The 25,871-nt window shown below is 55.0% G+C and carries 18 protein-coding genes; 9 read left to right on the top strand and 9 right to left on the bottom strand.

Annotated features, from left to right (window positions below):
* Window positions 1–204: 204 nt before the first annotated feature.
* Both ABEA92_RS04270 and ABEA92_RS04275 read right to left on the bottom strand, forming a co-directional pair.
* Complete coding sequence (locus ABEA92_RS04270) at window positions 205–636, bottom strand: hypothetical protein (protein ID WP_345682568.1); 432 nt, start codon at window positions 634–636, stop codon at window positions 205–207.
* Between the two features lie 299 nt (window positions 637–935).
* On the bottom strand, window positions 936–1,445 hold the full coding sequence (locus ABEA92_RS04275; protein WP_345682569.1) for a fasciclin domain-containing protein: 510 nt from the start codon (window positions 1,443–1,445) through the stop codon (window positions 936–938).
* Window positions 1,446–1,913: 468 nt separating this feature from the next.
* Here ABEA92_RS04275 and ABEA92_RS04280 point away from each other — a divergent pair, with 468 nt between their 5' ends.
* The 3 genes from ABEA92_RS04280 (at window position 1,914) to ABEA92_RS04290 (ending at window position 4,277) form a co-directional block, all read left to right on the top strand.
* Window positions 1,914–2,147: a hypothetical protein gene (locus tag ABEA92_RS04280; RefSeq protein ID WP_345682570.1), complete on the top strand. Its 234-nt coding sequence runs from the start codon at window positions 1,914–1,916 to the stop codon at window positions 2,145–2,147.
* A 91-nt stretch (window positions 2,148–2,238) separates the two neighbouring features.
* Window positions 2,239–3,012 (top strand): TIGR00266 family protein, encoded by a 774-nt coding sequence (locus ABEA92_RS04285; protein ID WP_345682571.1) that lies wholly within the window; start codon window positions 2,239–2,241, stop codon window positions 3,010–3,012.
* Complete coding sequence (locus ABEA92_RS04290; RefSeq protein ID WP_345682572.1) at window positions 3,012–4,277, top strand: M48 family metallopeptidase; 1,266 nt, start codon at window positions 3,012–3,014, stop codon at window positions 4,275–4,277. The genes ABEA92_RS04285 and ABEA92_RS04290 overlap by 1 nt, the downstream gene beginning before the upstream one ends.
* 1,237 nt (window positions 4,278–5,514) lie before the next feature.
* Here ABEA92_RS04290 and ilvA read toward each other — a convergent pair.
* The 4 genes from ilvA to ABEA92_RS04310 all read right to left on the bottom strand — a co-directional run bounded on the left by ilvA (window position 5,515) and on the right by ABEA92_RS04310 (window position 8,985).
* The gene (gene ilvA / locus ABEA92_RS04295; protein ID WP_345682573.1) at window positions 5,515–6,774 is read right to left on the bottom strand and encodes a threonine ammonia-lyase; all 1,260 of its coding nucleotides are present in this window, start codon (window positions 6,772–6,774) and stop codon (window positions 5,515–5,517) included.
* Between the two features lie 75 nt (window positions 6,775–6,849).
* Window positions 6,850–7,080, bottom strand: coding sequence for a DUF3565 domain-containing protein (locus ABEA92_RS04300; RefSeq protein ID WP_345682574.1), 231 nt, complete (start codon window positions 7,078–7,080; stop codon window positions 6,850–6,852).
* 82 nt (window positions 7,081–7,162) lie between these two features.
* Window positions 7,163–7,663 (bottom strand): FxsA family protein, encoded by a 501-nt coding sequence (locus tag ABEA92_RS04305; protein WP_345682575.1) that lies wholly within the window; start codon window positions 7,661–7,663, stop codon window positions 7,163–7,165.
* Window positions 7,664–7,833: 170 nt separating this feature from the next.
* Window positions 7,834–8,985, bottom strand: a complete 1,152-nt coding sequence (locus tag ABEA92_RS04310) for a S26 family signal peptidase (protein WP_345682576.1) — start codon at window positions 8,983–8,985, stop codon at window positions 7,834–7,836.
* A 261-nt stretch (window positions 8,986–9,246) separates the two neighbouring features.
* On the opposite strand from ABEA92_RS04310, the gene ABEA92_RS04315 reads away from it, so the two are divergent.
* On the top strand, window positions 9,247–10,437 hold the full coding sequence (locus ABEA92_RS04315; RefSeq protein WP_345682577.1) for a beta-ketoacyl-ACP synthase III: 1,191 nt from the start codon (window positions 9,247–9,249) through the stop codon (window positions 10,435–10,437).
* Window positions 10,438–10,735: 298 nt separating this feature from the next.
* Here ABEA92_RS04315 and ABEA92_RS04320 read toward each other — a convergent pair whose 3' ends face one another.
* On the bottom strand, window positions 10,736–10,918 hold the full coding sequence (locus ABEA92_RS04320; protein WP_008693550.1) for a DUF6800 family protein: 183 nt from the start codon (window positions 10,916–10,918) through the stop codon (window positions 10,736–10,738).
* 195 nt (window positions 10,919–11,113) lie between these two features.
* On the bottom strand, window positions 11,114–12,586 hold the full coding sequence (locus ABEA92_RS04325) for an oligosaccharide flippase family protein (protein ID WP_345682578.1): 1,473 nt from the start codon (window positions 12,584–12,586) through the stop codon (window positions 11,114–11,116).
* A 483-nt stretch (window positions 12,587–13,069) separates the two neighbouring features.
* Between ABEA92_RS04325 and ABEA92_RS04330 the strand changes: the two genes are divergently transcribed.
* Together ABEA92_RS04330 and ABEA92_RS04335 are read left to right on the top strand one after the other, a co-directional pair.
* Window positions 13,070–13,300 (top strand): hypothetical protein, encoded by a 231-nt coding sequence (locus ABEA92_RS04330; RefSeq protein WP_345682579.1) that lies wholly within the window; start codon window positions 13,070–13,072, stop codon window positions 13,298–13,300.
* Between the two features lie 148 nt (window positions 13,301–13,448).
* On the top strand, window positions 13,449–14,057 hold the full coding sequence (locus tag ABEA92_RS04335) for a hypothetical protein (RefSeq protein WP_345682580.1): 609 nt from the start codon (window positions 13,449–13,451) through the stop codon (window positions 14,055–14,057).
* A gap of 268 nt (window positions 14,058–14,325) precedes the next feature.
* Here the strand turns inward: ABEA92_RS04335 and topA are convergent, their stop codons facing one another.
* The gene (topA, locus tag ABEA92_RS04340) at window positions 14,326–17,049 is read right to left on the bottom strand and encodes a type I DNA topoisomerase (protein ID WP_345682581.1); all 2,724 of its coding nucleotides are present in this window, start codon (window positions 17,047–17,049) and stop codon (window positions 14,326–14,328) included.
* Between the two features lie 368 nt (window positions 17,050–17,417).
* Here topA and ABEA92_RS04345 point away from each other — a divergent pair, with 368 nt between their 5' ends.
* From ABEA92_RS04345 to ABEA92_RS04355, 3 genes are all read left to right on the top strand, one after another.
* Window positions 17,418–20,060, top strand: a complete 2,643-nt coding sequence (locus tag ABEA92_RS04345) for a PspC-like choline-binding domain-containing protein (protein ID WP_345682582.1) — start codon at window positions 17,418–17,420, stop codon at window positions 20,058–20,060.
* A gap of 241 nt (window positions 20,061–20,301) precedes the next feature.
* Window positions 20,302–23,859: a PPi-type phosphoenolpyruvate carboxykinase family protein gene (locus tag ABEA92_RS04350; RefSeq protein ID WP_345682583.1), complete on the top strand. Its 3,558-nt coding sequence runs from the start codon at window positions 20,302–20,304 to the stop codon at window positions 23,857–23,859.
* Between the two features lie 370 nt (window positions 23,860–24,229).
* Window positions 24,230–25,753, top strand: coding sequence for a Gfo/Idh/MocA family protein (locus ABEA92_RS04355; protein WP_345682584.1), 1,524 nt, complete (start codon window positions 24,230–24,232; stop codon window positions 25,751–25,753).
* The last annotated feature ends 118 nt before the right edge of the window (window positions 25,754–25,871 follow it).

The following is a 25,871-nucleotide window of genomic DNA, read 5'->3' on the forward strand; positions in this document are numbered from 1 at the left end:
GAGGCGAGGGCGTGCAGCGAAATCGTTCACTCGACAATGGGGTCGAGCCATCGTCAAAGAGAGAGCTTTGAGCGCAGATAAAATCGCAGGAGCGAACGTTAGGGGCGAATCCGTTGGCGAGACGAAAGTCTAGGCGACTTCCGCTACGGCGGCTTCAGAGCAACGAAAATCGAGGCGATCTTCGCTTCGGCCGGTCCCGGTGTTTTATCCGTGACAAAGCGGACGGTGCTTGGGAGGACGCTCGATCGTGATCGCATTGCCAACAAGCAAACCGATTTTCGATTCGGCCATGCCGCCAACAATCTCGAAATCGTCCGAGTTGGGCAACGCCATCAGGCAGGCTAAATCGGGAAGTCGCTGGTCGTTGATCGGCGAAGCAGGCAGCGGGGCCGGGCCAAGCGGAGCCTGTTCACAGTGCAACCCGCGACAGCGACGTGCTCGCGATTCATGAGAATTCGATTGGTCCGACACTCGTTCGCTCTTTTCAACCGAAACGTCATTTTGGACGCCGTCAGTCGTTGTTGCCGTGTCGCCGGAATGCGCCAACCAATCACCGCAACTTCCTTGGGCCGACGACGACGCCACGGCGCCGGCCGACAAAAAAACAGCGAAAAGTAGAAGCGAGATACGCGACATCGATAACGACACAAAAAAGAGGCTGCACATCAGAGTAACGAGAAAGCCCTCTACTGTCAAAGCAAGGGGGCCGCAAACGCCCCTGCACTTGATTTCTGCCTCATCGCAGCGGTGAAGACTTTCGCCCATCCGAACTCCATGCGGAAGCGTTTCAGGATGTAAAGCACGTTGCAACGAGATGCTGTGCTGAGCGAGATGCTAGACAGAGAACGAAAAAACCTCGGCGATCTCCATTGGGGACTGCCGAGGCTAAGAATTCACGGTGGTCGTGATCGGTGCGATCCGATCGTTTTTGAAGTTTATTTGTCCGACGGGATCAAAACCGAGTCGATCACGTGGATCACTCCATTGGATGCCTTGATGTCCGTTTTAACGACCTTTGACTTATTGACCGACACACCTTCGCTGCCAGTGCTGATTTGGACCGACTGTCCCTGTACCGTCTTGGCCTCGTCTAGCTTGACGACATCGGCGGCCATGACTTTGCCCGAGACAACGTGGTACTTCAAAATCGAAACCAACTTGTCTTTGTTTTCGGGTTTCAGCAACGACTCGACCGTTCCTTTGGGCAGCTTATCGAACGCTTCATTGGTCGGAGCGAAGACAGTGAACGGCCCTTTGCTGCTAAGCGTCTCGGCCAAACCAGCGGCTTTGACCGCAGCGACCAACGTACTAAAGTCCTCGTTGCCAGCGGCGATCTCAACAATCGTTTTGCCCGAGGACGTGTGCGACTCCTTTTCCTCTGCGGAGCTGAAGGCGGGGACCGACATTGCGGCGGCGACGGCAACCATTACAACGAAATTTCTCATCTTACGATTCTCTCAAATTTGTTTTTGGCTTCGATCCAATACGAAATCGCGAAAAAATGCACCCGAGCTAATGGCTGCGAGGTCAGCGCGACAACACTGTCGCAACACGAATCGAGTTGGATTCAGAAAGAAACAGAGACAAACGGGTTCCAGTGACTTGGAACTCGTTTCGCATTTTGCGAGGTCTGCTGCCGGCAAGCAGAGTGCGTCCTTTGCACAACGAGATGTTAGCGGTGGGTCAATGGCATTTTGAAAGAATTATCCGTTTTCTACGGATTAATCAGCATGCTGGTCGGCCGCCTCCGCCGGGTGGCCCTGAAAAAGATTGACAGAGGGATCAATTCCTCTTATACCAGTCCCATCGTTGTGTGAAACGATTTGGCACATGGAAGCTCGGCTTCGCTCTGGTGGTCAAAACGTTGATCCAAAGTTACATCATTTGTTGACCATTGTGAGCAGGATAATTTAGTGCTATCTCTTCATTCGTCATTATTGGCACGCCGCGGCGGCGGGCTTGGTGGACTGGTTGGCTGGTTCATTCGCATTGTCATTTATGACATTTGCATCACTGGCATCTCCGATGTCTTGGGTGTATCGCGGATGGTTGCCCTGTTTATTTTTCTTGGGATCCTTGCGGTGATTGCGTTCGCCGGTTACTTGTTGCGTAACAAGTATGCGGCCGATACCGCTGACGATTTCTGATTTGTTTGCGTTGACAGGACGTCGCCAAGTGTTTTCCATTTCTTGTTGAAGCCTCTGAAACACGAGCGTTCAGATCGCTCCACCAAAACCCATGGAATTCCGCGTCAACCACGCTCCTGTTTTCTCCACGCTCGAATTCTCGCTTGCCCAGCACGAGTACGTGGTAGCGCAGCCGAACAGCATGCTGACGATGTCGGCTGGGATTTCGATCTCGGCCCACGTCGGCCGGTTGGATTCGGACGACGAAACTGAATCTTCCTCTGAATCTTCCAACGAGCAGCCGTCGTCTGCAGCGGAGACGCCATCGGCACGGCGGCGGCCACGCAATTCGTGGTTTGGCGGCATCAAGAGTATGCTTGGGGGCGAAAGTTTCTTCACCGCCGAATTTCGCGCCAAATCCGACGAGCAAACCGTCGTACTGGCTCCGGAAAGTTACGGCGACATCGTCGTGCTGAGCCTGGACGCCGAATCGGGCTACTACCTGACACGCGGATCCTATTTGGCCAACATCGGCACGACTCACGTGCGAATCAAGTACGGTGGGCTAAAGGGATTGATGAGCAAGAAGGGATTGTTTCTGATGCACGCGACGGGACGCGGACATGTCTTTTGCCAAGCCTTTGGCGCGATCGAACATCGTCAACTCGCTGTGAACGAGACACTGTACGTGGACAATCGATTTATGGTCGCATTTTCGGACACCGTCACTTACAAACTCGTCAAAGCATCCGAGTCGCTGAAAGATTCGCTGATGTCCGGCGAAGGTTTGATCAACCGCTACACCGGCCCAGGCGATGTCTATTTCCAGACGCGTGGCAAACCGACTGGCGGAATTCTCACAGCCTTGATTGACGCAGCATTTTGATGAATTTACAAGCGGTTCCCGATCGCGAAGCGTTGCTCGAACAACTGCGTCGCGCGAATCAGTTCACATGGCTATGGATCACCGTACACGTGATCGGCATCATCGCGCTGATCGCGTTGATTCGATGGGAACAAGTCGTGTTCGCTCCGATCGTCTCGGTCACAGCATGTTTGGTGATCCTCGGTCCGTTTGCGATGGAATTGGCGCGTACATGGGGTCAAAAGAAGAAACGAATCGAGGACATCAAAGAAACCACACGGTTCGGCGAGCTCGATAAATACAAACTGCAAACGCTCTATCGTGAAACACTTCAGCGGTTGAAACTGCCCGACGAGCGGCTGCCGGTTTACGTCACCAGCGACAAATCACTAAACGCCGGTGCCATGCGTTTGGGCCGCATCTTTGGTGGGCTAAACGGGATCTACCTGCACCGCCAAGTCCTGCACAAATTGCGAGGCGATGAAGTCCAAGCGGTGATGGGGCATGAACTTGGCCATTACTACCGATTCAACTTGGCAGGTGAGCGATTTCGCTTGCTGACGATTGTGCTCGGGGCGTTGGTCGGCATTCTCGCCGTCCAGTGGCTGCAGGCGGTTGGCTATCTCGGTTTCATCATCGTCTCGGCAATCAGTACAGCCTTTTGGTTCGTTAGCGGAATCGGCAGGGTGCGACACGGACGAACGATCGAATACCTATGCGATGACTTTGGGGCGCAGGTCAACGGAATCGAGGCCTCGATTAGCGGTTTGCTAAAAGTCGGTTTGGATGCCGAGATGCGTTTTCTGATTCAACTCGAAGTCATGGCGCTTAACGCCGGCAACGAACTGCTAACCCCAAGTGAAATGGCGGCCGCAGTCGAAAAAGCGATCCCCTACGGCCACGCGGCCGAACCCGAATTGTTCGAATCGGTCACGCGTGAACTGAAGCAACGAACGCAGGCCAATCGCAGTGCCTCGGTATCCGGTTTTATCAAATACGTCTGGGAAAACGACATCGACGAGGACGACCTCAAAGAACAACTCGAGTTGCAGGCCAAACAGATCAACAACATCGATCGATTGGAATGGGAATCGATCCTGGATGACCCTCAGGATGTCCGTTTGAACCAACGTCAAATCGAACAATTGGTGCAAATGATCCTGGCGGCACCTGAAAAATCGCTGTTTCGTATCCTGGGCGAAGGCGATGGAATCCACCCCGCAACGTCGATGCGAATTTTGTATCTTTGGAAGAATCGCGATAGTGCGTCCGAGTTGGTGGTGTAGAGTCTAGCGCCACGTAGCGGAACTTGTCAAAAGTTTCGTTGATTTAGTCGTACGATGGACTTCCTAGTCCGTCGAATACATCATTGACGGACTAGGAAGTCCATCATACGGCCCTTGCCGCAGGAAACATCACTAAATCAAAACTTGTCAAGAGTTTCGGGGGTGCATCCCTTAATCCAACGAAAGTCTTGACGACTTCCGCTACGCCGAGTTAGCCAAAACGGATAACGCTGCGAACGTTTTCGTAGCGAAACTCGTCAAGAGTTTCGGGGTGCATCCCTTAATACAAACGAAAGTCTTGACGACTTCCGCTACGCTGAGTTAGCCGAAACGTATAGCGTTGCGAACGTTTTCGTAGCGAGACTCGTCAAGAGTTTCGGGATGCATCCGTCAATCCAACGAAAGTCTTGACGACTTCCGCTACGCCGAGTTAGCCAAAACGGATAATGCTGCGAACGTTTTCGTATCGAGACTCGTCAAGAGTCTTGGGATGCATCCCTCAATCCAACGAAAGTCTTGACGACTTCCGCTACGCCGAGTTAACCAAAACGGATAATGCTGCGAACGTTTTCGTATCGAGACTCGTCAAGAGTCTCGGGATGCATCCCTCAATCCAACGAAAGTCTTGACGACTTCCGCTACGCTGAGTTAGCCGAAACGGATAGCGTTGCGAACGTTTCCGTAGCGAAACTCGTCAAGAGTTTCGGGGTGCATCCCTCAATCCAACGAAAGTCTTGACGACTTCCGCTACGCTGAGTTAGCCAAAACGGATAGCGCTGCGACGGTTTTCGTAGCGAGACTCGTCAAGAGTTTCGGGGTGCATCCGTCAATCCAACGAAAGTCTTGACGACTTCCGCTACGCCGAGTTAGCCGAAACGGATAACACTACGACGGTTTTCGTAGCGAGACTCGTCAAGAGTTTCGGGATGCATCCCTCAATCCAACGAAAGTCTTGACGACTTCCGCTACGCTGAGTTAGCCAAAACGGATAGCGCTGCGAATGCTTTCGTAGCGAAACTCGTCAAGAGTTTCGGGGTGCATCCCTTAATACAAACGAAAGTCTTGACGACTTCCGCTACGCTGAGTTAGCCGAAACGGATAACGCTGCGAACGTTTTCGTAGCGAAACTCGTCAAGAGTTTCGGGGTGCATCCCTCAATCCAACGAAAGTCTTGACGACTTCCGCTACGCTGAAAATGCATCGATGTGACGTGAAAGGATGGAAGCCTATCCCACATTTAGACAAGCAGATCAAACAGCATTCGCTGCTCGTTGACGACTTGGTATTCGATATGGCTGGCGTTCATCCGCTCGATCAACCCGGCGTAGTCATCGGCTTTGGCGATCTGCAATCCGACCAGCGCGGGACCGGTTTCACGATTGTGTTTCTTGGTGTACTCGAAGTGGGTAATGTCGTCGGTGGGGCCGAGCACATTGTTCAAGAAGTCTCGCAGCGCTCCGGCGCGCTGTGGGAACTTGATGATAAAGTAATGCTGGAGCCCTTCGTACAGTAACGCTCGATCGCGAATTTCTTCGGTACGGTTGATGTCGTTGTTGCTGCCGCTGACGATACAGACAACGGTTTTGCCTTGGATCTCGTCCTTGATTTGCTCGAGTGCCGCAATCGCCAGCGCGCCGGCCGGTTCGACCACCAGACCTTCGTCGTTGTACAGCCGCAGCATCTCGCTGCAGACTTTGCCTTCGGGAACAAGCAGCATCCGGTCAACGACTTGTTGCGCGATAGCAAAATTCAAATCCCCCACGCGTTTCACCGCCGCCCCATCGACGAAGTTGTCGATCGTCTCCAGGGTGACCACTTTGCCTTGACGCAAACTTTCATACATCGCCGGTGCCCCGGTCGGTTCCACTCCGATGATCTTCGTCGCCGGTGATTGATGGTGAAAATAGCTTCCCAATCCCGAGATCAATCCGCCGCCGCCGACGGCGACCAAGACATAGTCGATCGGCTCGGTGTAGTCGGCAAGGATCTCGAGCCCGACGGTGCCTTGACCCGCCACGATCGCAGGATCGTCAAACGGCGGCACGTAGGTCAATCCTTCGGCGGTCGCTTTGTGCGCTTCGGCCGCAGCGTCATCAAACGTATCGCCCACCAAAAACACATCCACGTGTTCTTTGCCGAACATGCGAACCTTGTCAACTTTCTGCTTGGGTGTCACCGCAGGCATATAGATGCGGCCATTGATCTGCATCGCGTTGCACGCATAGGCGAACCCTTGAGCGTGGTTGCCAGCGGAGGCGCAGACCACGCCGGCAGCTCGCTGCGCGGGCGTCAATTGCGTCATCCGGTTGTACGCACCACGAATCTTGTAGCTGCGAACGTCTTGTAGATCTTCGCGTTTCAGCAGCACATTGGCATCAAACGCAAGCGATAACCGCGCGCTAGGCAACAACGGCGTATGGCGGACGTTGTCGCGAATTCGCGTTTCGGCCTCATGAATGGACTGGACGCTGGCGAGCACCGTGGAATCGTGAACCATCGACGTATCGGATGTTGGAAAGGAACAAAGGGTGGAAACCGCTAGCCTTATTGGAACATCCGGCACTCACATCGGCTAGCAGTCCGATTGGCAGCTTGGCAGCGGGGGATCACTGGGCGCCCCTTCGTCGCACTTCTTGCATTCCAATTTCACGCCCAACCGAGACTCGCGACCCGCCGCTGTCGTCACCCACAGACGATTCATCCACGGAGGATCATGTCGGACGTGTTGGTAGTGTCCACACCGGAGCTGGGCGACCCAATGGCCTTCTTCGTCTCGGTGGTATCCGACAATGGGCTGCTGCATTGATAGGGGCGACCAGTGGACGACGCGGGCATTGGTTTAGACGCGGGCACTGGTTTACCCGGGCACTGGTTTACCCGGGCACTTATTCGTGGGTTTTATGATACGAGGTGGCGTCGATCGTTTTGGATGAACTCGGACGGCGGGGTGGGTAAAGGGGTGATTCGACGTCGGTGTCATCAGCCGAAAAGCCGCTGGTGCCTCGCTGGCCTTGGACATGAACGCGCACCGATCCGATATAGCGGCTCAGCACGTAACGGCGAACCAACGCACGTCCGGCAGGAACCAACAAAACAAAACCCAGCGTATCGGTCAGCAGCCCCGGAGTCAGCAACATCGCGGCGGCAAAGACGATCATCAATCCATCTTGGATCTCGCGACTCGGCATCCGGCCTTCGGCCAACGCGGTTTGAAAACGAAACCAAGCGTTAGCGCCTTCGCGGCGAGCCAGAAACGAGCCAAGCACTCCGGTACCGATGACCACTGCAAACGCCGTCAAACCACTGGTGGCGTCTGCCAATTGCAGCAACAAATAGAGCTCTACCAGCGGGATGATGATAAACGCAGCGAGAAGCCGAACAAACATCTTTATTACCTAACACGCGGTCGGTGGAACACTGCCACCCGAATCAGGAGCCTCGTCCGACAGGTTGCGGCCCCCCAAAAAATCGTCAGCAATGCCGGCCGGTCATTCTGGCACAAATCGCCGATACCCCCAACATATTGCAGCTTCCGTGCCAAGTCGCGATGACCACGCTACTGCGGCGTCAAACGGCGGGCGACGCCGACGATACTTTTGATGGGCAGCGGGCCAAAGTCGCGGCTATCCACCGAGATCGGCACGTTGTCGCCAACGATAAAACATTCATCTTGCTTCAACGTCAGCGGATACGCGGCAACGGAATCTCGACTCCGCAAGCGATATTCGATCGACCTGCGAACCCGCAGATCTTCCACGATGTCACGCGCCGCAGCGGCCCCCCGAACTCGGATCGCTAGCGGGGTTTTCGAAGTCAGCGAAATCGTACTCTGCGGTTCATCCGTCCCCACCATGCTAGACGTTCCCACAGAGAACGTTGCCAATTCGTTGGCCGCGAGATTCCGCGTCGCGACACGCGTTCCATCAGCTGAATAAAACGCGACATCGATCGTGGCGGCAACGCTCAGCGACAGTGAAACCGCCAATTGATCCACAGGATCGAGCCGGCGAATCACATCGACGTTACAGGGGTAATCGTCATAGATCTCGCTCGGCCGCGAATGTTCGTAAACCGATTGGGGGTGATAAACCAGCCAATCCGAAAATTCGGGATCGGTCGCACGAGCCCAGCGTGATATCGACCGGTGGCGATCGATGTCGACATCGATCAGTGTCCCGCTGCGGTTGTCCGCCGATTCCGCCAGCTGCAACTCGAGCCGCTTGCCATTCACACACAAACGCCGCTCGTCAAGCGAAACCACATCACCCGGCAATGCCAGGATTCGTTTGACCCGCAATTGCCCCTCGAGATCGACGGCAATCATGTCACCGATGCGAAGCGGGTTCTCGGCGTTTGATTCGATCGGCGTGACCTCGACGAGATCTCCCGCAACCCAATCGCCCTGGACCGCGGCGCTGTCGTACTTCCTTTTTTCGCCACAATGCCAACACGTCACCTGGCGTCCCGACGCGATCAGCGTCGAAGCCGACTCCGCAGCGACTTTCATCTCGATACGGCAACCAGGGCAGCGGATGATCTGGTGATCGCCACAGAGCGTCGGCGCCATGGAAAACCCACTGACGCGAAAAATCTGCTTTTTTGAGTGCGTGGTGAAACCGCTCCAAGCGGCGATCCATCCGGCGGCGGTAAAAACGACGATTCCCGCCAGGATTGCGGTCCGGGCGCGGCCAACCCGCAGCCGTGACACGAAATCGTTGCGGGAGGGAATTTGCGACAATTTGCTTGAGAATCGAGAAACGAAACGGGATCCACCCACAGAGAGGATGACCACGAGAATTCAGCTGGGGTGTGCAATTGAGTGCACGTCTAACGCAATCGGGTCTGAAAAGCTATATTTTGGGCCGCCTCTTTGGAGCCAGCGATTGGTATCGCCATGCGAACACCTGAGTCTCTATTTTAACCTCTTCGCTCTCCATTTTGCGAGCTTCCTCACTCTTATCAAGCTGCAATGACCCAGTCGAACTCGCCCAATCGTTCTGCGACCGAAAACCAAGCCACTTGCAAAACCTCTGCGGACACCAACGTTTCGTCTGCGGAACCACCGAGTGCCGACGCTTCGTGTGCCTCAAAGGCAGCAGCCAGCCCGAGTGGCGAGCTGAATTATCGTGGCCGGATGGGAAAGGTGGCAGGCGTTCGCGTGGCGGCGACGGGATCTTACGTCCCCGAGCAAATTGTCACCAACGAGGATCTTGCCTCGCTGGGATGCGATAGCGAGTGGATTGTGCGGCGGACCGGCATCCGCGAACGTCGCCGTGCGGCGGATGATCAATCCACCAGCGAGATGTGTTACCAAGCTGCACTGCGATGCTTGGAAGCCGCGAACATGGACGCCAGCGAGATTGATTTGATCATCGTCGCGACGATGACCCCCGATTACCCGACACCCTCCACCGCATGCCAATTGCAACGCATGCTCGGATCGGTGGCGCCGGCGATGGATATCAACGCGGCGTGTGCAGGATTTACCTACGCCATGATCACGGCGGCCCAATTCGTTGGAATGGGAAATAGTCGCCGTGTCCTGGTCGTTGGTGCTGACATGATGAGCCGCACAGTGAACCCCGAGGATGTAAAGACCTACCCCCTGTTTGGTGACGGAGCGGGTGCGGTGATCATGACCCCGGCGGAACCAGAGAGCGATGCAGAAGCAACCGATTCGGCGAGCCGGTTACACGAACAAGGATTATTGTCCTACCAACTCGGTAGCGAAGGTTGCGGAGGGTCGATGTTGTGCATTCCGGCCGGTGGCACGCGGCGTGCTTTGACCCCCGAAGCGTTTGCCGAAGGTGCTCAATACATGACGATGGACGGCCGAGGCGTGTTCAAATGGGCCGTCCGCGTGTTTGACGAGAGTGCGAAACAAGTACTGCAGCACGCCGGAGTGACGTCGGACCAATTGTCGTTGGTCGTTCTGCATCAAGCCAACCAACGGATCATCGACTCGGCGGTTGCCGATCTGGACATCGCCCCCAAAGACGTTTTCGTCAACCTGGATCGCTATGGCAACACTTCGGCCGCCAGCATCCCGTTGGCGCTGGACGAAGCGGTGCGAGCAGGGCGAATCCAACGAGGCGAATTGGTGCTGCTATGCGGTTTCGGTGCCGGATTGGCCTGGGGAACCGCATTGCTGCGTTGGTAAGCATGGGTGGCGTCTACGTTGCCCATTCCCACCCGGGCAGCCGCGAACAAACGCTAAATCCAGTCGCTTTATCTTTGCCGCTAAATCCGCATCGCTGCCAAATCCACGTCACAGCAGGACGTGGGTGCGAGCAAACGCTTAGCGAGTTTTCGCAACGACGCTAGAACATCAGACGGGAAAGCATCGCGTTGGGAATCATCGCAGAAGAAGGTTCCCGCAGGTGCCGAGCCCTTTGCCCGCAGCCATGGCGGTGGCAAAGGGGAATGAAAAATCGATCTCGTTCCAAAGCAGGAACGATTTAGCCCTTCAGGCCTTCGCGCTCGATGATCACGTCAGCACCAGGCGTGAGCAGACGAAGTTTGCGAATCACTTCCGCTTTTTCCATCGTTCCCTTCTTAGCTCGGTCGAGCAAGTGACGGGTCTTTTTGCGACGTTTACGAAGTCGACGGATCTCTCGGACGCGTTCAATACCAGATGGCATTCGGGGTACTCCAGCAATCAGTTAAGTGGGTTGGTTTTGTCGATTTAAGTTCGAAGTGGAGGATTTTAGCGTGCAATCCACGCCAAGGCGAGAGCGCTGCCTTTTTCCCGCCTGGATCGGCCCAAAACGGCCGCCGAGGATGGTGCCGCAGTGAAAACGCCCTATTGGCCAAGTCGTCGCTGCCGCCAACGATCCTTAGACCGATTGGGTGGCGAGATTCCCGCGAGCTCGATTTTCGATCCAGTAGACCGCCGCAAGCGTGACGCCGCTGACCAGACAAACCAGCACTGCGGACGAGACGACCGTGGTTCCAAACTGATGCAAAACAATGATCGCGGCGGTGAAGGCCAACGTGTATGCCAAATCTTGCAGCGGAAATGACAATCGCGTCTTCCACAGCTTGCCCACGTTCCACAGATGCTCGGGGACGATCCCCAAGGTGTAGCCAACGATAAACCCTTCGAGTCCAAATTGGGTAAATCCGATCAACGTACAGGGGATTGTGGCAATGAAACGTATCATTTTTCCGGTCGCCATCGACCGCACGTCGCCAACCGCCTTCAGCGTCTGCACGGCCAATCCCGAAACGACACTACCCCAGCCTGCGAAAACCATCCACTGACACAACCGTCCGGCGTCGGCGTATTGGGCGCCATACAATCGACCAAAGAAGATCGGCGCTACTGCGAACACGCCAACGTTCATGATCAAGCCAAACCCGAGCATCCGCCCACGAACCGGTGCAACTTCGGCTGCCAATTTTTCGGGAGTCTCACGCGCCGACCGCGCCAACAACGGAAACATCACGTAGTCGCCGATATGCGTGATCAACAGCACTGGCAACATCGCGATGGTGGTCGCCAACGTGTACAAGCCAAGCGTTTCTAAACTGCCAATTCGCCCCAGCACCATGCGGTCGACCTGCATCGCGAAAAATGTCGCCGCCGTGCTGAGAAAAATCCATTTGCCAAAGTGAAACAAATCGCGAGCGAACTCGGGGTTCCATCCGAATCGATGACGTATTTCGCAGGGCAACAGATAGCTACTTAGCATTCGACTCGCGGACGCCACCAACCCGCCGGCCACCAACGCCCACACCGTGGGGTAGAAATAAGCGATCACGCAAGTCACGACCGTCCCCAAAAATTGGCTGAGCACGTTGTAGGTGATCATTGCAGTCGGTTTGAGTCGCCGCTGAACGGTCATGATCCCCGTCGAAGCGAAACCTTCGATTGCCGCGGTGAATCCGACGATCGGGATCAGGACGATGAGGATGGGTTCGCTATAGAATTTCGCGACCAGCGGTGCGGCCATCCAGCAACCAACCCAAATCGCGATCCCTCGAATCGCTTGAACAGTCCATGCGGTGCGTAGAAAATCGGGGTTGCTGCCCTTGGAATGTTGGACCACCGCAGGTGCGAGCCCTACATCCGAAAGTAGGGTCAGCCCCATCACCGCAATCGTGACCAACGCCATCAATCCAAACACATCGGGCAACACCAACCGCGAAAGCACAAGGTTGCCGACCAGTTTCAATGCAAGACTGGCTCCAAACAATCCGACCGTGGTCAGCGATGCGAACGTCGCGGGGTTTCGCAAAGCGGGCCGCAGACGTTGTTGGATAAAGGGACGTAACACGATCGCATCGTCAACCAAGCGTGAGTTCACTGCGGCCGCAGGTAGAAAGGGGGGCCACCGCAGTCATGAGCGTAATAACTCTATCGCAAACGTCCAGTCCTCGCGTGGCCCCAGATCCTGCCAGAATCGACACCGGCGAGCGAAACAGGAGGTTAAGGAAACTTCCCCAACCGCAGCAACGGACAATTGGGTGGCGGACGCTGTCATCCGCCTACATCCAAAACATCGCCGAGCTCACTCGGTATCCGAGCCAAGGTCGCATCGGTCGTTATTTGGATCGAGGACGACCATCGCGAATCGTATTCGGATGCAAGCTTTGCATACTCGGTTGCAATAGGATTGCGATCTCGATGATTGCGATCTCGATGATTGCGATCTCGCTTTGGCGTCACGTTTGGATTACTGCGTCAAACGACAAGTTAGCGGAAACCGAGCCATCGTGTGTGTCGTCCCCACGATGCTAGAGGTCTCGATCTCGGCGGCGTTTGCGATCGAGCGGCAAGAAAAAATCGAGTGCAACGAAAAAAATCGGGCGGCAAGAAAAACCTGCTGACGCGGACGTTACCAACCCAGCGAACAGATTCGGCACGTTATGCTGATTTCATCCTTCGCGTTGCAACTGAAATCTCCGTCGCTTTTACGTTGGGAGTGTACCTGAATGCGCCGTATCAAATGTCCCTGTGGAACCATGTTGTCGGTCAAAATGGATTCGGCCGAGATCGTGCAGTGTCCCAAATGCAGTAGGCAGCTTCGCTTGGCTAAGCCGTCGCCAAGCGAATCCACAGGTGCCAGCATCGCAGCTCAGCCGCGGCCGCGAACGATAAACACTCCACAGCCGTCGTCACCGTCACCTCGCGCCGCTACGGTGCAACCTCAAACGACATGGCCAGGCATGTTGAATGAATCCCGCCAGCGGTTCGGAAATGCGCCGAGGACGTTCAGCAACGAAGAGAAAGCTCACCTGCGCGTCAAATTTTCGTTTTTGACACGGCTACTCAGCTCTGCGGATAAGCTGTGCCAACCATTGGCTGCTCAAGAATCGGTTTTTCGCGACGGGGTGATCGTCTGGGGGCATCTGATCCAGGCCAACAATCAATTATTCCAACCGGGCAAAAGAGACCTCCCCGGCGAAATGGTCTACGCGTTAAATTCACCCAACATCATGCCGGAAGAACTTGGTCAGGTTGCTGCGGGACTCGGATCGCTCAAGGGCACACGCCCCGCATCTCCCGCACTCGCTCCGATTGCGAACTACTTGACCGACGAATACATCCGCGTTTTTGGTCTGCCGGTTCCACAAGCGATTTCAGCGAAACCGTGCATGATATCCACGGTTTATTTTGTCCGCCATCATCTTCCCAATCAACTGATCAGCGATGGTTTGATGCCCTTAGTCGTGTCGCCCCGAGCCCCCCATTTCGCCTTCGTTTTGCCGGCACTGTATTGGCCCGAAATGCTGCTCCAGCATTGGCAAGCCGCGCGGCCGATGATTCGCAGCTAGCGAATTGAGTTGCAGCGGAGATCGCATTCGATTGGAACCCCAAAAAAGCCGCCAAGAGACTTGGCGACGTGGCGAGTGGTTGCGAATGCAAGACCGCCGAAACTTTTGACGGCTTGTTGATTTAGTGAAGTTTCATGCGGCAAGCGGTGTAGGATGGACGTCCTAGTCCGTCAATGGTGGATTCGACGGACTAGGAAGTCCATCGTACGACTAAATCAACAAGCCGTTGACGAGTTTCGCTACGACCAGGTGTGAGGCTCCGGCGCCGTTAGGCTTTCTTTTTGACGACGCCCTTCTTTTTGGCCGTCTTTTTAGCGGCCTTTTTCTTGGTCGTCTTCTTTTTGGCGGCCTTCTTTTTCGTTGCCCCCTTCTTCTTGCTGGCCTTCTTTTTCTTCTTGCTCGGCCCCTTCGCGGCGCGTTCAGCCAACAAGTCCAATGCGGCTTCGAAAGTCATTTCGGCTGCATCCATGCCCTTGCGTAGCGAGGCGTTGGTTTCGCCATCGGTGACGTAGGGCCCAAAGCGACCTTCAAGAATCTTGACCTCGCCTTCGGTGACCGGCGACGGTTTCTCGAACTTTTTGATCGGTTCTTTGGGTGCCGCACGACCACGCGTTTTGGGCTGTTTCAGCAGCGCAATCGCCTCTTCCAATGTGACCTCCAACGGAGACACTCCGGCAGGCAGCGAACGGGTGTCCTTTTCACACTTGATGTACGGTCCATAGCGACCATCAAATGCTTGGATCGGAGCACCACTTTCCGGATGATCGCCCAGCGTTCGCGGCAAGGTCAACAGTTTGCACGCCATTTCGAGCGTCAAATCGGAAACCTCCATCCCCCTCAGCAGCGACTGATTGCGTTTCTCTTCGTCGTCGTTTTCGCCTAATTGGATGTAGGCGCCAAAGCGGCCCACTTTGACGTAGATTGGCTTGCCGGTTTCAGGGTGAATTCCGATCGGTTCGTCTTCGACTTGACTCTGTTCAAGTAGTTCGAGCGCTTTGGGCAGATCGATTTCGTCGGGCGCCAAACCATCGGGAATCGAACCACGACGCTCGCCCTGTTCGAGGAACGGACCGTACTTGCCGACACGAACGAACACCTCTTCACGATGCTCGCCTTCGGTGGGCGTGCCAAGTGAAAACATCGCGGTGACTCGTGGATCGATCTCTTCGACCTTTTCTTCGAGTCGTCTCTTCAATCCGATCGCTTGATGATCTTCGGTCGCAGGGTTGTCGGTGTCGCCGAAATAGAAGCTTCGCAGGTACTCGAGCCGCTCGGCTTCTTTGCGGCTGATCGTGTCGAGAAAATCTTCCATCTGGGCGGTGAATTCGTAATCCACCAACGCGCCAAAATGGGTTTCCAACAGGCGAATCACACTGAATGCGGTCCAGCTTGGGACCAACGCGTTGCCTTTTTTGTAGACGTAGTCCCGTTTTTGGATGGTGTCGATAATCGACGCAAACGTACTCGGTCGACCGATCCCTTTTTCTTCGAGCGTGCGAGTCAACGATGCTTCGCTGTACCGCGCCGGAGGCTGGGTCGTGTGGCTCTTTGCGTCCAAGTTGACGGCGTCGAGCCGGTCTTGCTCGGACAACGCGGGCAACAATCGTTCTTTGTTGGCCAATTCCGCTTCGGGGTCGTCACTGCCTTCGACATAGGCTCGCAAGAATCCTTCGAACAAGATGCTTGTCCCGCTAGCGGTAAAGGTCGCTCCGCCGCCTTCGATGGTCACACCGATGCGTTGTTTCTTGGCGTCCGCCATCTGGCAAGCAATCGTCCGCTTCCAAATCAATTCAAAGATGCGGAATTGGTCCGAATCGAGTTCGCCGCGAACCGCTTCGGGCAGCCGGAACGGGGTCCCCGCAGGACGAATCGCCTCGTGAGCCTCTTGTGCGTTTTTGACTTTGTTGGCATACACCCGAACGCTGGGGTGCAAGAACGTATCGCCGTACTCGCTACGCACCAAGTTGCGTGATGCATCGATCGCTTCTTTGCTGAGCGTCGTGCTATCGGTTCGCATGTAAGTGATGTAACCGTTTTCGTACAACCGCTGAGCCGCCTGCATGGTCCGCCGCGCGGTAAAGCCCAACTTGCGGTTCGCTTCCTGCTGCAGCGTACTGGTGGTAAACGGTGCCTTGGGGCGTTCAGTGAACGGTTTGACTTCGACCTTGGTGACTTTGAAATCGACTCCGCGAAGCCGCTCGGCGAGCGCCGTGGCTTGCGTCTCGTCCATTTGCAGCAATTCTGGATTTTTTAGCTTGCCGTTTTCGGAGTCAAAATCTTTTCCGGTCGGAATTTTGCGGCCATCGACCGAGGCGAGCGTCGCATTGAACGATTCTTTGGACGCGGTGTCAAAGGTGGCTTCGAGGTCCCAGTAGGTCGAATCGACAAACGCGATCCGTTCGCGTTCGCGTTGGACGATCAAGCGAACCGCGACGCTCTGCACGCGACCGGCACTCAATCCGCGGCCCACTTTTTTCCAAAGCAACTGCGAAACGTCGTAACCGTATAAACGGTCCAAGATGCGGCGAGTTTCTTGCGCGTCGACCAATCCCCCGTCGATGTCACGAGGATTCTCGATCGCTTTTTGAATCGCATCCTTGGTGATCTCGTGAAAAACCAACCGATGGACAGGCACTTTCGGCTTGAGAATCTCGAAAAGATGCCAACTGATCGCTTCTCCTTCGCGGTCTTCGTCCGTCGCGAGATAGAGGTTGTCGGCGTCTTTTAGTGCGGCTTTCAGCTTGCTGACTTGCTTTTTTTTGTCATCGGGGACGATGTAGATCGGCTCGAAATCGTTCTCGGTGTTCACCCCCAGATAGGCCCAAGGCTCTTTTTTGTACTTTTCCGGCATCTCTTTGGCGCCGCCGGGCAGATCCCGAATGTGTCCAATACTTGCCTCGACTTGATAGCCTTTGCCCAAGTATTTCGAGATCGTGCGTGCTTTGGCTGGTGATTCGACGATCACCAAACTTTTGCCCGTGCTTTTAGCCATACAAAAAAACGACGTGGTTAGGGTTAGACGAAATGGACCGAAAGTCAGTACAACAACACAGTACGCAAATAAACAGTACGCCATGGATGTGGATGCGATACTCGGCTTGACCCTCTAAATTGAGGGGCGATACGCTTTGCATCTCGGTTGGCACACTTGGTCATGAGCAGTTGCTTCTGACAGAGAGTTGGTCGATCGCGGCTTGTTGTCAAGATCACTCCAACGACGATTGCGATAAATTTGTAATCATCGACCGAGCGATTTTTTTAGAAAATTTACGGAAAACCCCATCGGACATTCCCCCAAAGCACGGAAAAATCTTCCTGTTTTGCGTCCTCGCCAGAAAAAGAAGCCAGAAAGAGTCTGCTATGAACAACAGTCCGTTCGAAATCTTTCGCAAGAACCTCAAGCCGATGATGGTCTTTCTGATCATGTTGGCGATGTTCTCGTTTGTCGTGCTGCCCGCACTCGATACTTACCTGCGTCAAAATACGGGAGGTGGGGGAGACGCGAAGCTAGCCAGTTTCGACGGAATCGAAATTTCGCAGAATCGCATTTCCTACATGACGCAAAACCACCATTCGACCGTGCGGTTTCTGCGTGAGTTAGCGGAAAAAACGATTGCAGCGGGGGGATCCCCCAAAACCCCAGGGTTCCGCTACGACGACCAAAACAATCGCGTCGCGTCCATCGGGATCAGCGAAATGCCCAGCGAACAGCTGTCGCTGAAAACAATGCAATTCGCCTCGGAAGCCAATAAAGCCGGGTTCGAACTCGACGATGCAGCGATTGGCGCCTGGTTGAATCTGTTTGTTGACGATCGTTTCACCGACAAACAGATCGACGCGTTGCTGATGGAAAGCACTCGTAACCAAATGGGACGCGTGCATCTGTACGAACAGCTCCGCAGCCACTTGTTGGCCGATTTGTATAACCGAGCGGGCTTTGCCGTGGTCGCGGCCGGCCAAATGCCGATCATGACACCCGCCGAAGAGTGGACCAACTTTCTGAAACTCAACCGCGAAGCGACCGCGACGGCCTATGGCATTCCTGTCGAATCCTTCGTCAGCAAGACCGATCCGAAACCGAGCGAATCGGCAATCAAGGCAATGTACGAGCGGGGCAAGGATCGCGACCCCAACGACCAGTCGCCAGAACCTGCGTTTCATCGTCAATACACCGCCGAATTTGAATACCTGGTCGCGGATCTGCAGTCATTCATTGACGAGGAAGCGGTCAAATTCAGCGAAGAAGAACTACGTGCCGAATACGAGCGCCGACTCGCTGGCGGCGATTTCCAGTTGCCCGAAGATCCGGCGACCCAAGCTGCCGACGACGCAGCAATGGCCGATGGGCTGGAAACCGAACTCGTCGAAACCGAGGTGATGGAAACCGAAACGGCCACTGAGTCGCCTGCAGAAGAATCGCCTAAAGAAGAATCGACAAGCGAACCAGAGCCAAAGGCAGAACAGCCCAAGGAAGAAAAACCAGCGGCCCAGACCGACGAAGAAGAGATGACGGCTGAGGAATCGGCTGAAACCGAGGAAGCAAAACCCGCTGACGAAGCGACAGAGGGTGACGCGAACGAGGACGACGCTAAACCCGAAGCGGAAACGGATGCGACGAGCGAATCGGCTGAGGACGAAAAACCTGCCAGCGAAGATGCCGAAGGTGAAGAGTCCAGCGACGAATCGGCGGACGATTCCGACAAGACCTCGCGCCGCAGCAAGTCCATGAACACCGACAACGGCATCCGTCTTGTCGCGTTCCAAGACACCAGCGACGAAGCGGAATCCGATGAACCGGAATCCGACAGCGAACCTGCCAGCGAAGAGCCAGCCGAAAAGCCTGCTGACGAGAAAAAGCCCGACGAGAAGAAGGCTGACGAGAAAACCGAAGAGGCTGAAAAAGAAGACAAAGCGGCGGACGAAGCCAAGCCCGAAATGAACGAAGCCTCCGGCGAGGAAAAACCAGCTGACGAAAAGCCTGCTGATAAACCAAGCGAGCCTGAGACGAAGCAACCGGAAACCGAATCGTTCGAGGCGGTCCGCGAAGAGATTGCCGATTCGTTGGCACGTCCAATCGCCGAAGAACGCATGGGCAAAGCGACAGCAGAAATGTTCTCGCAAATGCGACGCTACTTCAATCAGCACGCGATCTATAGTAGCGACGTCAAGAACGGGCTTGAGGTCGAAGAGCTTGCTCCGTTTGATTTGAAGAAGCTGGGCGAGAAATACGGATTCCGTTACCAAAAGATCGGTCCGTACACCGAGACGTCGATCCAGGCTGAACCGATCGCACAAACGGTCGAAGTCGGCACGCAGCAAATGCGACGTGGCCCCGCCTTCACCACGTTCATGTACGGCGGCCAAACCCAAATGGGCGAGGTTCCTCGCCAGGTGCTTTACTCGCCACTTCGCACGGTCGATGACCGTGGTGGTAAGACCTACATTTCGTGGAAGATCGACGAACGAAAAGCCTACACACCCAAGCTCGAAGAAGTCCGAGAGGAAGTGATTGCAGCCGTGCGATTGAGCGAAGCTCGCAAATTGGCGATGGACGCTGCAGCGGAACTTGCCGCCAAGGCGAACAAGAGCGGAGCTGAATTGACCGAACTCGTTCCCGAAGAAAACAAAGACGAAGTGAAAACCGGACTGGGCCCATTCAGCTGGCTCGATTCGTTTGGGTTCCAGGGTGCGTCAATTGGTAACGTTCCTGAACTGAACTCGGTTGGCGAAGAATTCATGAAAGCCGTGTTCAATTCCGAAGTAGGCCAATACGCCGCGGCGATGAACATGCCCGAAAGCGTGGCGTACGTGGTCAAGCCAACCAACTTCCAACCCAGCATGGACGAGTTGAAGGTGTTGTTTCAAAACCCGCGTGATCGCATGATGGCGATGCTTGCCGGCGGAGGATCAACGAACGATGTGATCCAAGGTTTCTACGAATCGGTCGACGAACGAACCGATTTCTCGTACGCTCGCGAAGAAGAATCCAACGACGATTACTAATTCGATCTCGACGATCCGTCGACGGATACGTTGAACTGTCAATCCAGAAACCCTTGTCGGTGCAATGCACCGGCGAGGGTTTCTTTTTTGGTGTGCCATCAACCACCAGCATTGCGTGCTGTTCGCGAGTTGGCCCAGTGGTGTATAACAACCGTTGCGACGGTTTCCTTGGTGATACCGCGTCATGACCGTGTGAATTCAGAAGGCGGAATTCCAGTCCCCTAAGCTCAGGAGTTAGGCAATGTTGTCATCACAAATCCCCACGTTACACAGTGGCGAGTCCGAAAAGGAAGAACTTCAACGAGCTTTGGGGTGGGATCGAGATCTATCAAACACCCCTGCCGCAAAAGAAAATCTAAGGAATTACATCACGCTCCAACTCGCTTCGGCTGGACTATTGCCGCCCGACAGCGAACAAGACCAGTCGATGACGACTTTCTCGGCGGGAATTCTAGACAGTCTGCGCGAAAAGAATCGCTTGCTAGCCGAGTATCGTGCTCCGGTGGATTCGCGAATCGAAAACTTTTTAAACGGCTACTTCGCGGACGTCGTCGATGGCGAACCATTGCGGTTGCCAGGCCGGACGTTGACGCTCGATCGCCATGGCATGGCACGTGAGTTGAGTCTTCCGGCGGGTGGCCACGAATTCCAAAACGATCTGGTCAGCTCGTATCGCTGCGTCAACGGTGTGCTGAATAATCCTCGCGCCGATCGTCGCACCACCGCCGGAACGTTTCATGTGGTCGAAGGCGGATTGCCGGCCCCAAGCGACAAACGGGTTGTTCCCAAAGGTGTGTTTGTCAAGCTTTTCCGAGCTGCCATGTCGCCTCCGGACGACATGATGTTGCTGCCCTACACGTCGACGTCGTCCAAGCCCGCGTTGACTTGGGTTTCACTGCTGCTGCGTCCAATCGTGTGCCCCGAAGTCCCTGGGTTTGGTGCCCAAAAAACGATGGAGACTCGTTTCTTCGCTCCAGGTTCATTGATCAGTAACCTCGATTTCGTGGAAACGATTTTCGGAAATGCCGGCGATCCGCTCAGCAGCCGTAACGACGCCGGCTTGGACGTGTTGCACTGGAGCGGTCACACCGGCTGCGTGATCCTGGCGACGCATTTGACCAACATGACCAAGAAAGAACTTGGCCTGCCACATTACGACGATGCCAGCGAACGACAACGTCGCGATTCGATGTGCTGGAAAGACCCCGAAGAAAAATACAACGACGGAGGCGCGTTCAAACTGACGTGCCGCGACGAGTCGGGAGTGGTCGTCACGCTGATCGCCGATAACTACTACGGTTACTGCAAAAAGGAAGTCAAAACACAACTTAGCTACGCCACCAATTTGATGGGCGGATGCGAGGAAGAGCATGCCGGTGGCGCGTTGGCATTTGCCTCGTATTCATTGGGCGATGAATTCCAAGTCAACAGCCGCCGCTACAACGGTCGCCGGTTTGCCGACGTGGCGCGTGAATACACCTCGTTTGTCGACGTCAAACCCGAAGGCTATGGCATTGACCGGTTCGACCCGACGATCGTCTATATTCCTGAAAATGCCAAGGTCACGCTGATCGAACGCTGTGTCACGTGGACCAATAACGGCAAAGTCGAAAAGATCCCGCTGTCGCCGGCGAATGTCTATATCGCACCAAGCGGCTACAAGATTCGATTGGAAAAACACCCCGCTGCCCCCTCGTGGCGGCTGATTGGATCGGTCGGCGAAGGAATTTTCTGTCACAAACCGTGCACGGTCAGCGGCGGCGGAAAGAGCGAGATCAGCAAGAGTCTGCGTGACTATATGTTGTATGGTCCGATCTTCGTCACCGACCGTGAAAAAGACTTTGCAAAGCTAGACGAGATTTTTTCGCGTGATTATCACGATCGTTGGTCCAAAGAGTACACCGGACGAACGGACTACACCGAAAAACAAAGTCGCCCCGTGCTCGACCCAAGCCGTAGTCTCGGCAGCGTGATCCAGTTGCTAACCCCTTCGCCGGATTACAATGACGAATACAACCAATGGCTGCGTGAGATTCCCGAACACGTCTATTCGATGGCCTTGATCATCAAACGCTTCATCCGTTCGGGGATGGAACAGAATTGGCACGAGCACTTTGGCGTCGATATCGTCAACGGATCGGCGGGTCATGAACTGAAGATCGGCGATCGATCGTTGGTTGGTACGTATCTGCGTGTCGGTTGGGACAACAATCGATGGCGTACGTTCAAATTACGGCAAGACTTCATCGCCGCCGATAAAGTCCAACGAGAAGACGACATCAGCGCCAGCGTGGTCGTGCCGTCCGATGTGCTTGGTGACGTCGGCAAAGCCGTCACGCCGTCAGGCAGCTACAAGTTTGTCGAAAATTGCGAATACCGATTGTTCCAACGTCCTGATGACGCCGTGCATCGCGGGTTGGACAAACAAACCGAACTTGATCTGTCGCGTCCCGGCAGCTTCATCAGCAACTTTGAACCATTGACCACGGCGCAGGCCCGCGAAATTGTCGAAGATGCGATTGAGTTCGACAAATTCACCGCTCCCATGGCTGCGATGCTGGCAAAGGCAGCCAAAGCCAAGGAAGGTTACGTGGTCAGCACCGCCAACCCACGGATCGTCAACGGAGCACCGACGAAGAACCCACGTTACTTGCAAGACCGCCCGGACATGGTCAATTCGCGTGACACCTACGTCGCGATGCGTGGCATGCAATTGCATCGCGGGTTAGCCGAAGACGCTCCGATTCATGCTCCGGTTGGCGCTGTATTGTCGGGACGTCGAAACAACCCGCCAGACCCGAAAGCCGGATTCCGTTCGCTTGCCGTCTACTCGCCGCTGCACTACCAAGAACTGCCCGAGTTGTTGATGGACTACGTTTGTTCGTTGACCGGCAAAAGCCCGAGCACGACCGGTGCAGGTAGCGAAGGGGCACTGACCAAAGGACCGTTTAACGCGCTGATGCCTTCGGTCGATTTGAACTCGACCGTGGTGTCGCTGATCCTGACGGGTTTAGGCGGATTCAGCACCGCGGCAGGCCACGTCGGACCTCGTTTCGAAGTCGGTCACGATATCTCGTTGTTGATCCCCGAGGTGTGGTGCCGACTCGGTCCCGAAGAACGCGATCCGGCAGAGATGATTCGCAACAAGATGCTCGAGAAAGTCGAAGATTTCGACCACGGCAATTTGCGAGTTCCCGCCAGCCGGTTGGGTTACCGTATCACGACTCGTTTCGTTCGCACCTATCTGGCTCGCGTGTTTGACAACCCGTCAAAGGTCTTTACCCCCGAGATTTTGCAACCAGAACTGCAAGACATGGAATCGTACGTCGACGGCATCATGCACATCACCGAGGCTCAGCAACGAGTCGCGTTGGCGTACATGGAAGACGGTGGCTATGAATTGGCCTGTCCTCCGCTGAAAGCCATTTTGAACATCATGGCCTATGGCGAACACGAAGGCAAAACCGTCAGTGACCCTGAAATTCGCGAGTTGTTTACCCGCGAGTCGTTGCTGAAGAGCGACTGGTACGCCGCGCGATTGAAGAAGAAGCAAATTCGCGACATCGACCACTGGAAAGCGTTCGAAGCGCGACTGCAATCGATGATCGAGCATTCAAAGCAAAACGATTCGATGCAAGATTTGGAGTTGGACGAACGACTCGCCTATGCATCGGAAATGCGTGCTCATGTCGAATCGGACAGCTATTTGGAAGAGTTGGTCGGCACCACCGGAGCGGACCCGATGCAGCCCAGCTTGACCGATCCTTCGATGATCAACCGTTTGGCGACCAGTCATTAATGGTCGCGTCCCAAAGCGGTAAAGCATTTCGCATGCGAAACTCGCCAAGAGTTTCGCCGGTGGAGGCACACATCACGTAGCGAAACTTGTCAACGGGCTGTGGATATAGTCGTACGATGGACTTCCTAGTCCGTCGGATACACCATTGACGGACGAGGAAGTCCATCCTGCCCCCTTGCCGCAGGAAACTTCACTCAATCAACAAGTAGTAGACGCCATTCGCTATGTCCATCGACTTTGGATCGCGATGGGGACGATCGGGTCGTTATCGCGAATTTTCGTGCTCCCATGCACCACTGCTCTTTTTATTCCAGTTAAAATGGAGGCCTCTGTCCTACCTTTTTTGCATCCTACCTGGAATAGAATGAGTATGCCAAAACTATCTCGACGTCAGTTCGGCTCGGCCGCAGCCGCCACAATCGCAGCCGCATCGCTCCCCGGTGTTCAGCGGTTCGCCCGCGCCGCCGGCCCCAACGACAAACTTGGCGTGTGCATCGTCGGAGTCAATAGCCGCGGCAACGAGCACATTCGCGGTTTCAATCATGACCCTCGCACCGAGATTCGCGCGATCGTCGACATCGACGAAAGCGTCGGAAAGCAGCGGGTTGCCAGGGTCAGCGAGATGCAGGGCAGCAAGCCCGAATTCTTTACCGACGTGCGTGACGCACTGGAAATGAACGGGCTGGATATCCTGACCTGTGCGACGCCGAATCATTGGCATGCATTGATGGGCGTATGGGCGATGCAGGCCGGTAAAGATGTCTATATCGAGAAACCGATCAGCCATAACATCCACGAAGGCCGCGCGTTGGTGGCAGCGGCCAAGAAATACGGCCGGATGTTCCAAACCGGAACTCAATCACGCAGCAGCAGCGCCTGCCAAGACGCCGTCAAGTTCATTGCCGACGGTGGCATTGGAGAGGTCAATTTTGCTCGCGGGTTGTGTTACAAACGACGTAAATCGATCGGGGCGTTGGGCGATTATCCTATCCCTGAAAAAGTAAACTTTGATTTGTGGAGCGGACCGGCGACCTACACCGACCCGAAGGTCACGCGGAAACAATTCCACTACGATTGGCACTGGCAACGGCACTACGGCAATGGCGACTTGGGCAATCAAGGCCCGCACCAAACCGACATCGCGCGTTGGGGATTGGGCGTTGATCGCCACCCCAATTCGGTGCTGACCTACGGTGGACGTCTGGGGTATCAAGCCGAACGCAAGGACCCTAATTACGTCGACGCCGGAGACACCGGAAACACCGAGATTTCGATCTACGACTACGGCGACAAATGCCTCGTCTTCGAAACTCGTGGTCTGGATTGCTCGACCACCTCGGGCGATGAGATCGAAAGTTTCTTTGGCAAAGGCAAAGGCAATAAGATCGGCGTGATCTTCTATGGCAGCGAAGGCTATCTCGCGCAGACGTCCTATGATTACTGTGCGGCGTTTGACAAGAACAAGAAGCTGATCAAAGAATTCAAAACACGCAACGTCGGCGATGCCCACTTTGCCAATTTCATTGACGCCTGCCAATCGCGTGACGCGTCCCAATTGAATGCCGATGCAAAGACCGGACACCTGTCCGCCGCGGTTAGCCACTTGGGGAACATCTCGTACTACGTGGGCGAGGAAAACCGAGTGTCACCGGCCGAGATCAGCAAAGCACTCGAGAAGATCAAAAGCTTGGACAACAACCAAGAAACGCTGCAGCGTACGGTCGAACACCTAACCGCCAACGGTGTCAATCTAGAAAAGACACCGCTGTCGTTAGGGCCTCACTTGAAGTTTGACCCCGAAGCCGAACGTTTCATCGACAACGACGAAGCCAACGCGATGTTGACTCGCGAGTACCGCAGCGGCTTCGAAGTCCCTGCAGCGGAAAACGTCTAAACGGATCGGGCAGACCGCAGCCAGCGTTAAAATGCAACGCTGTGAAGCATCTTGTAGCCACCTTCGCCAGAAGGTGGTGATTCGTAATTGGGTGCCAACCATCCACGCTAGGGGCGAG

The sequence above is a fragment of the Novipirellula caenicola genome, assembly GCF_039545035.1.
GTDB lineage: Bacteria > Planctomycetota > Planctomycetia > Pirellulales > Pirellulaceae > Novipirellula > Novipirellula caenicola.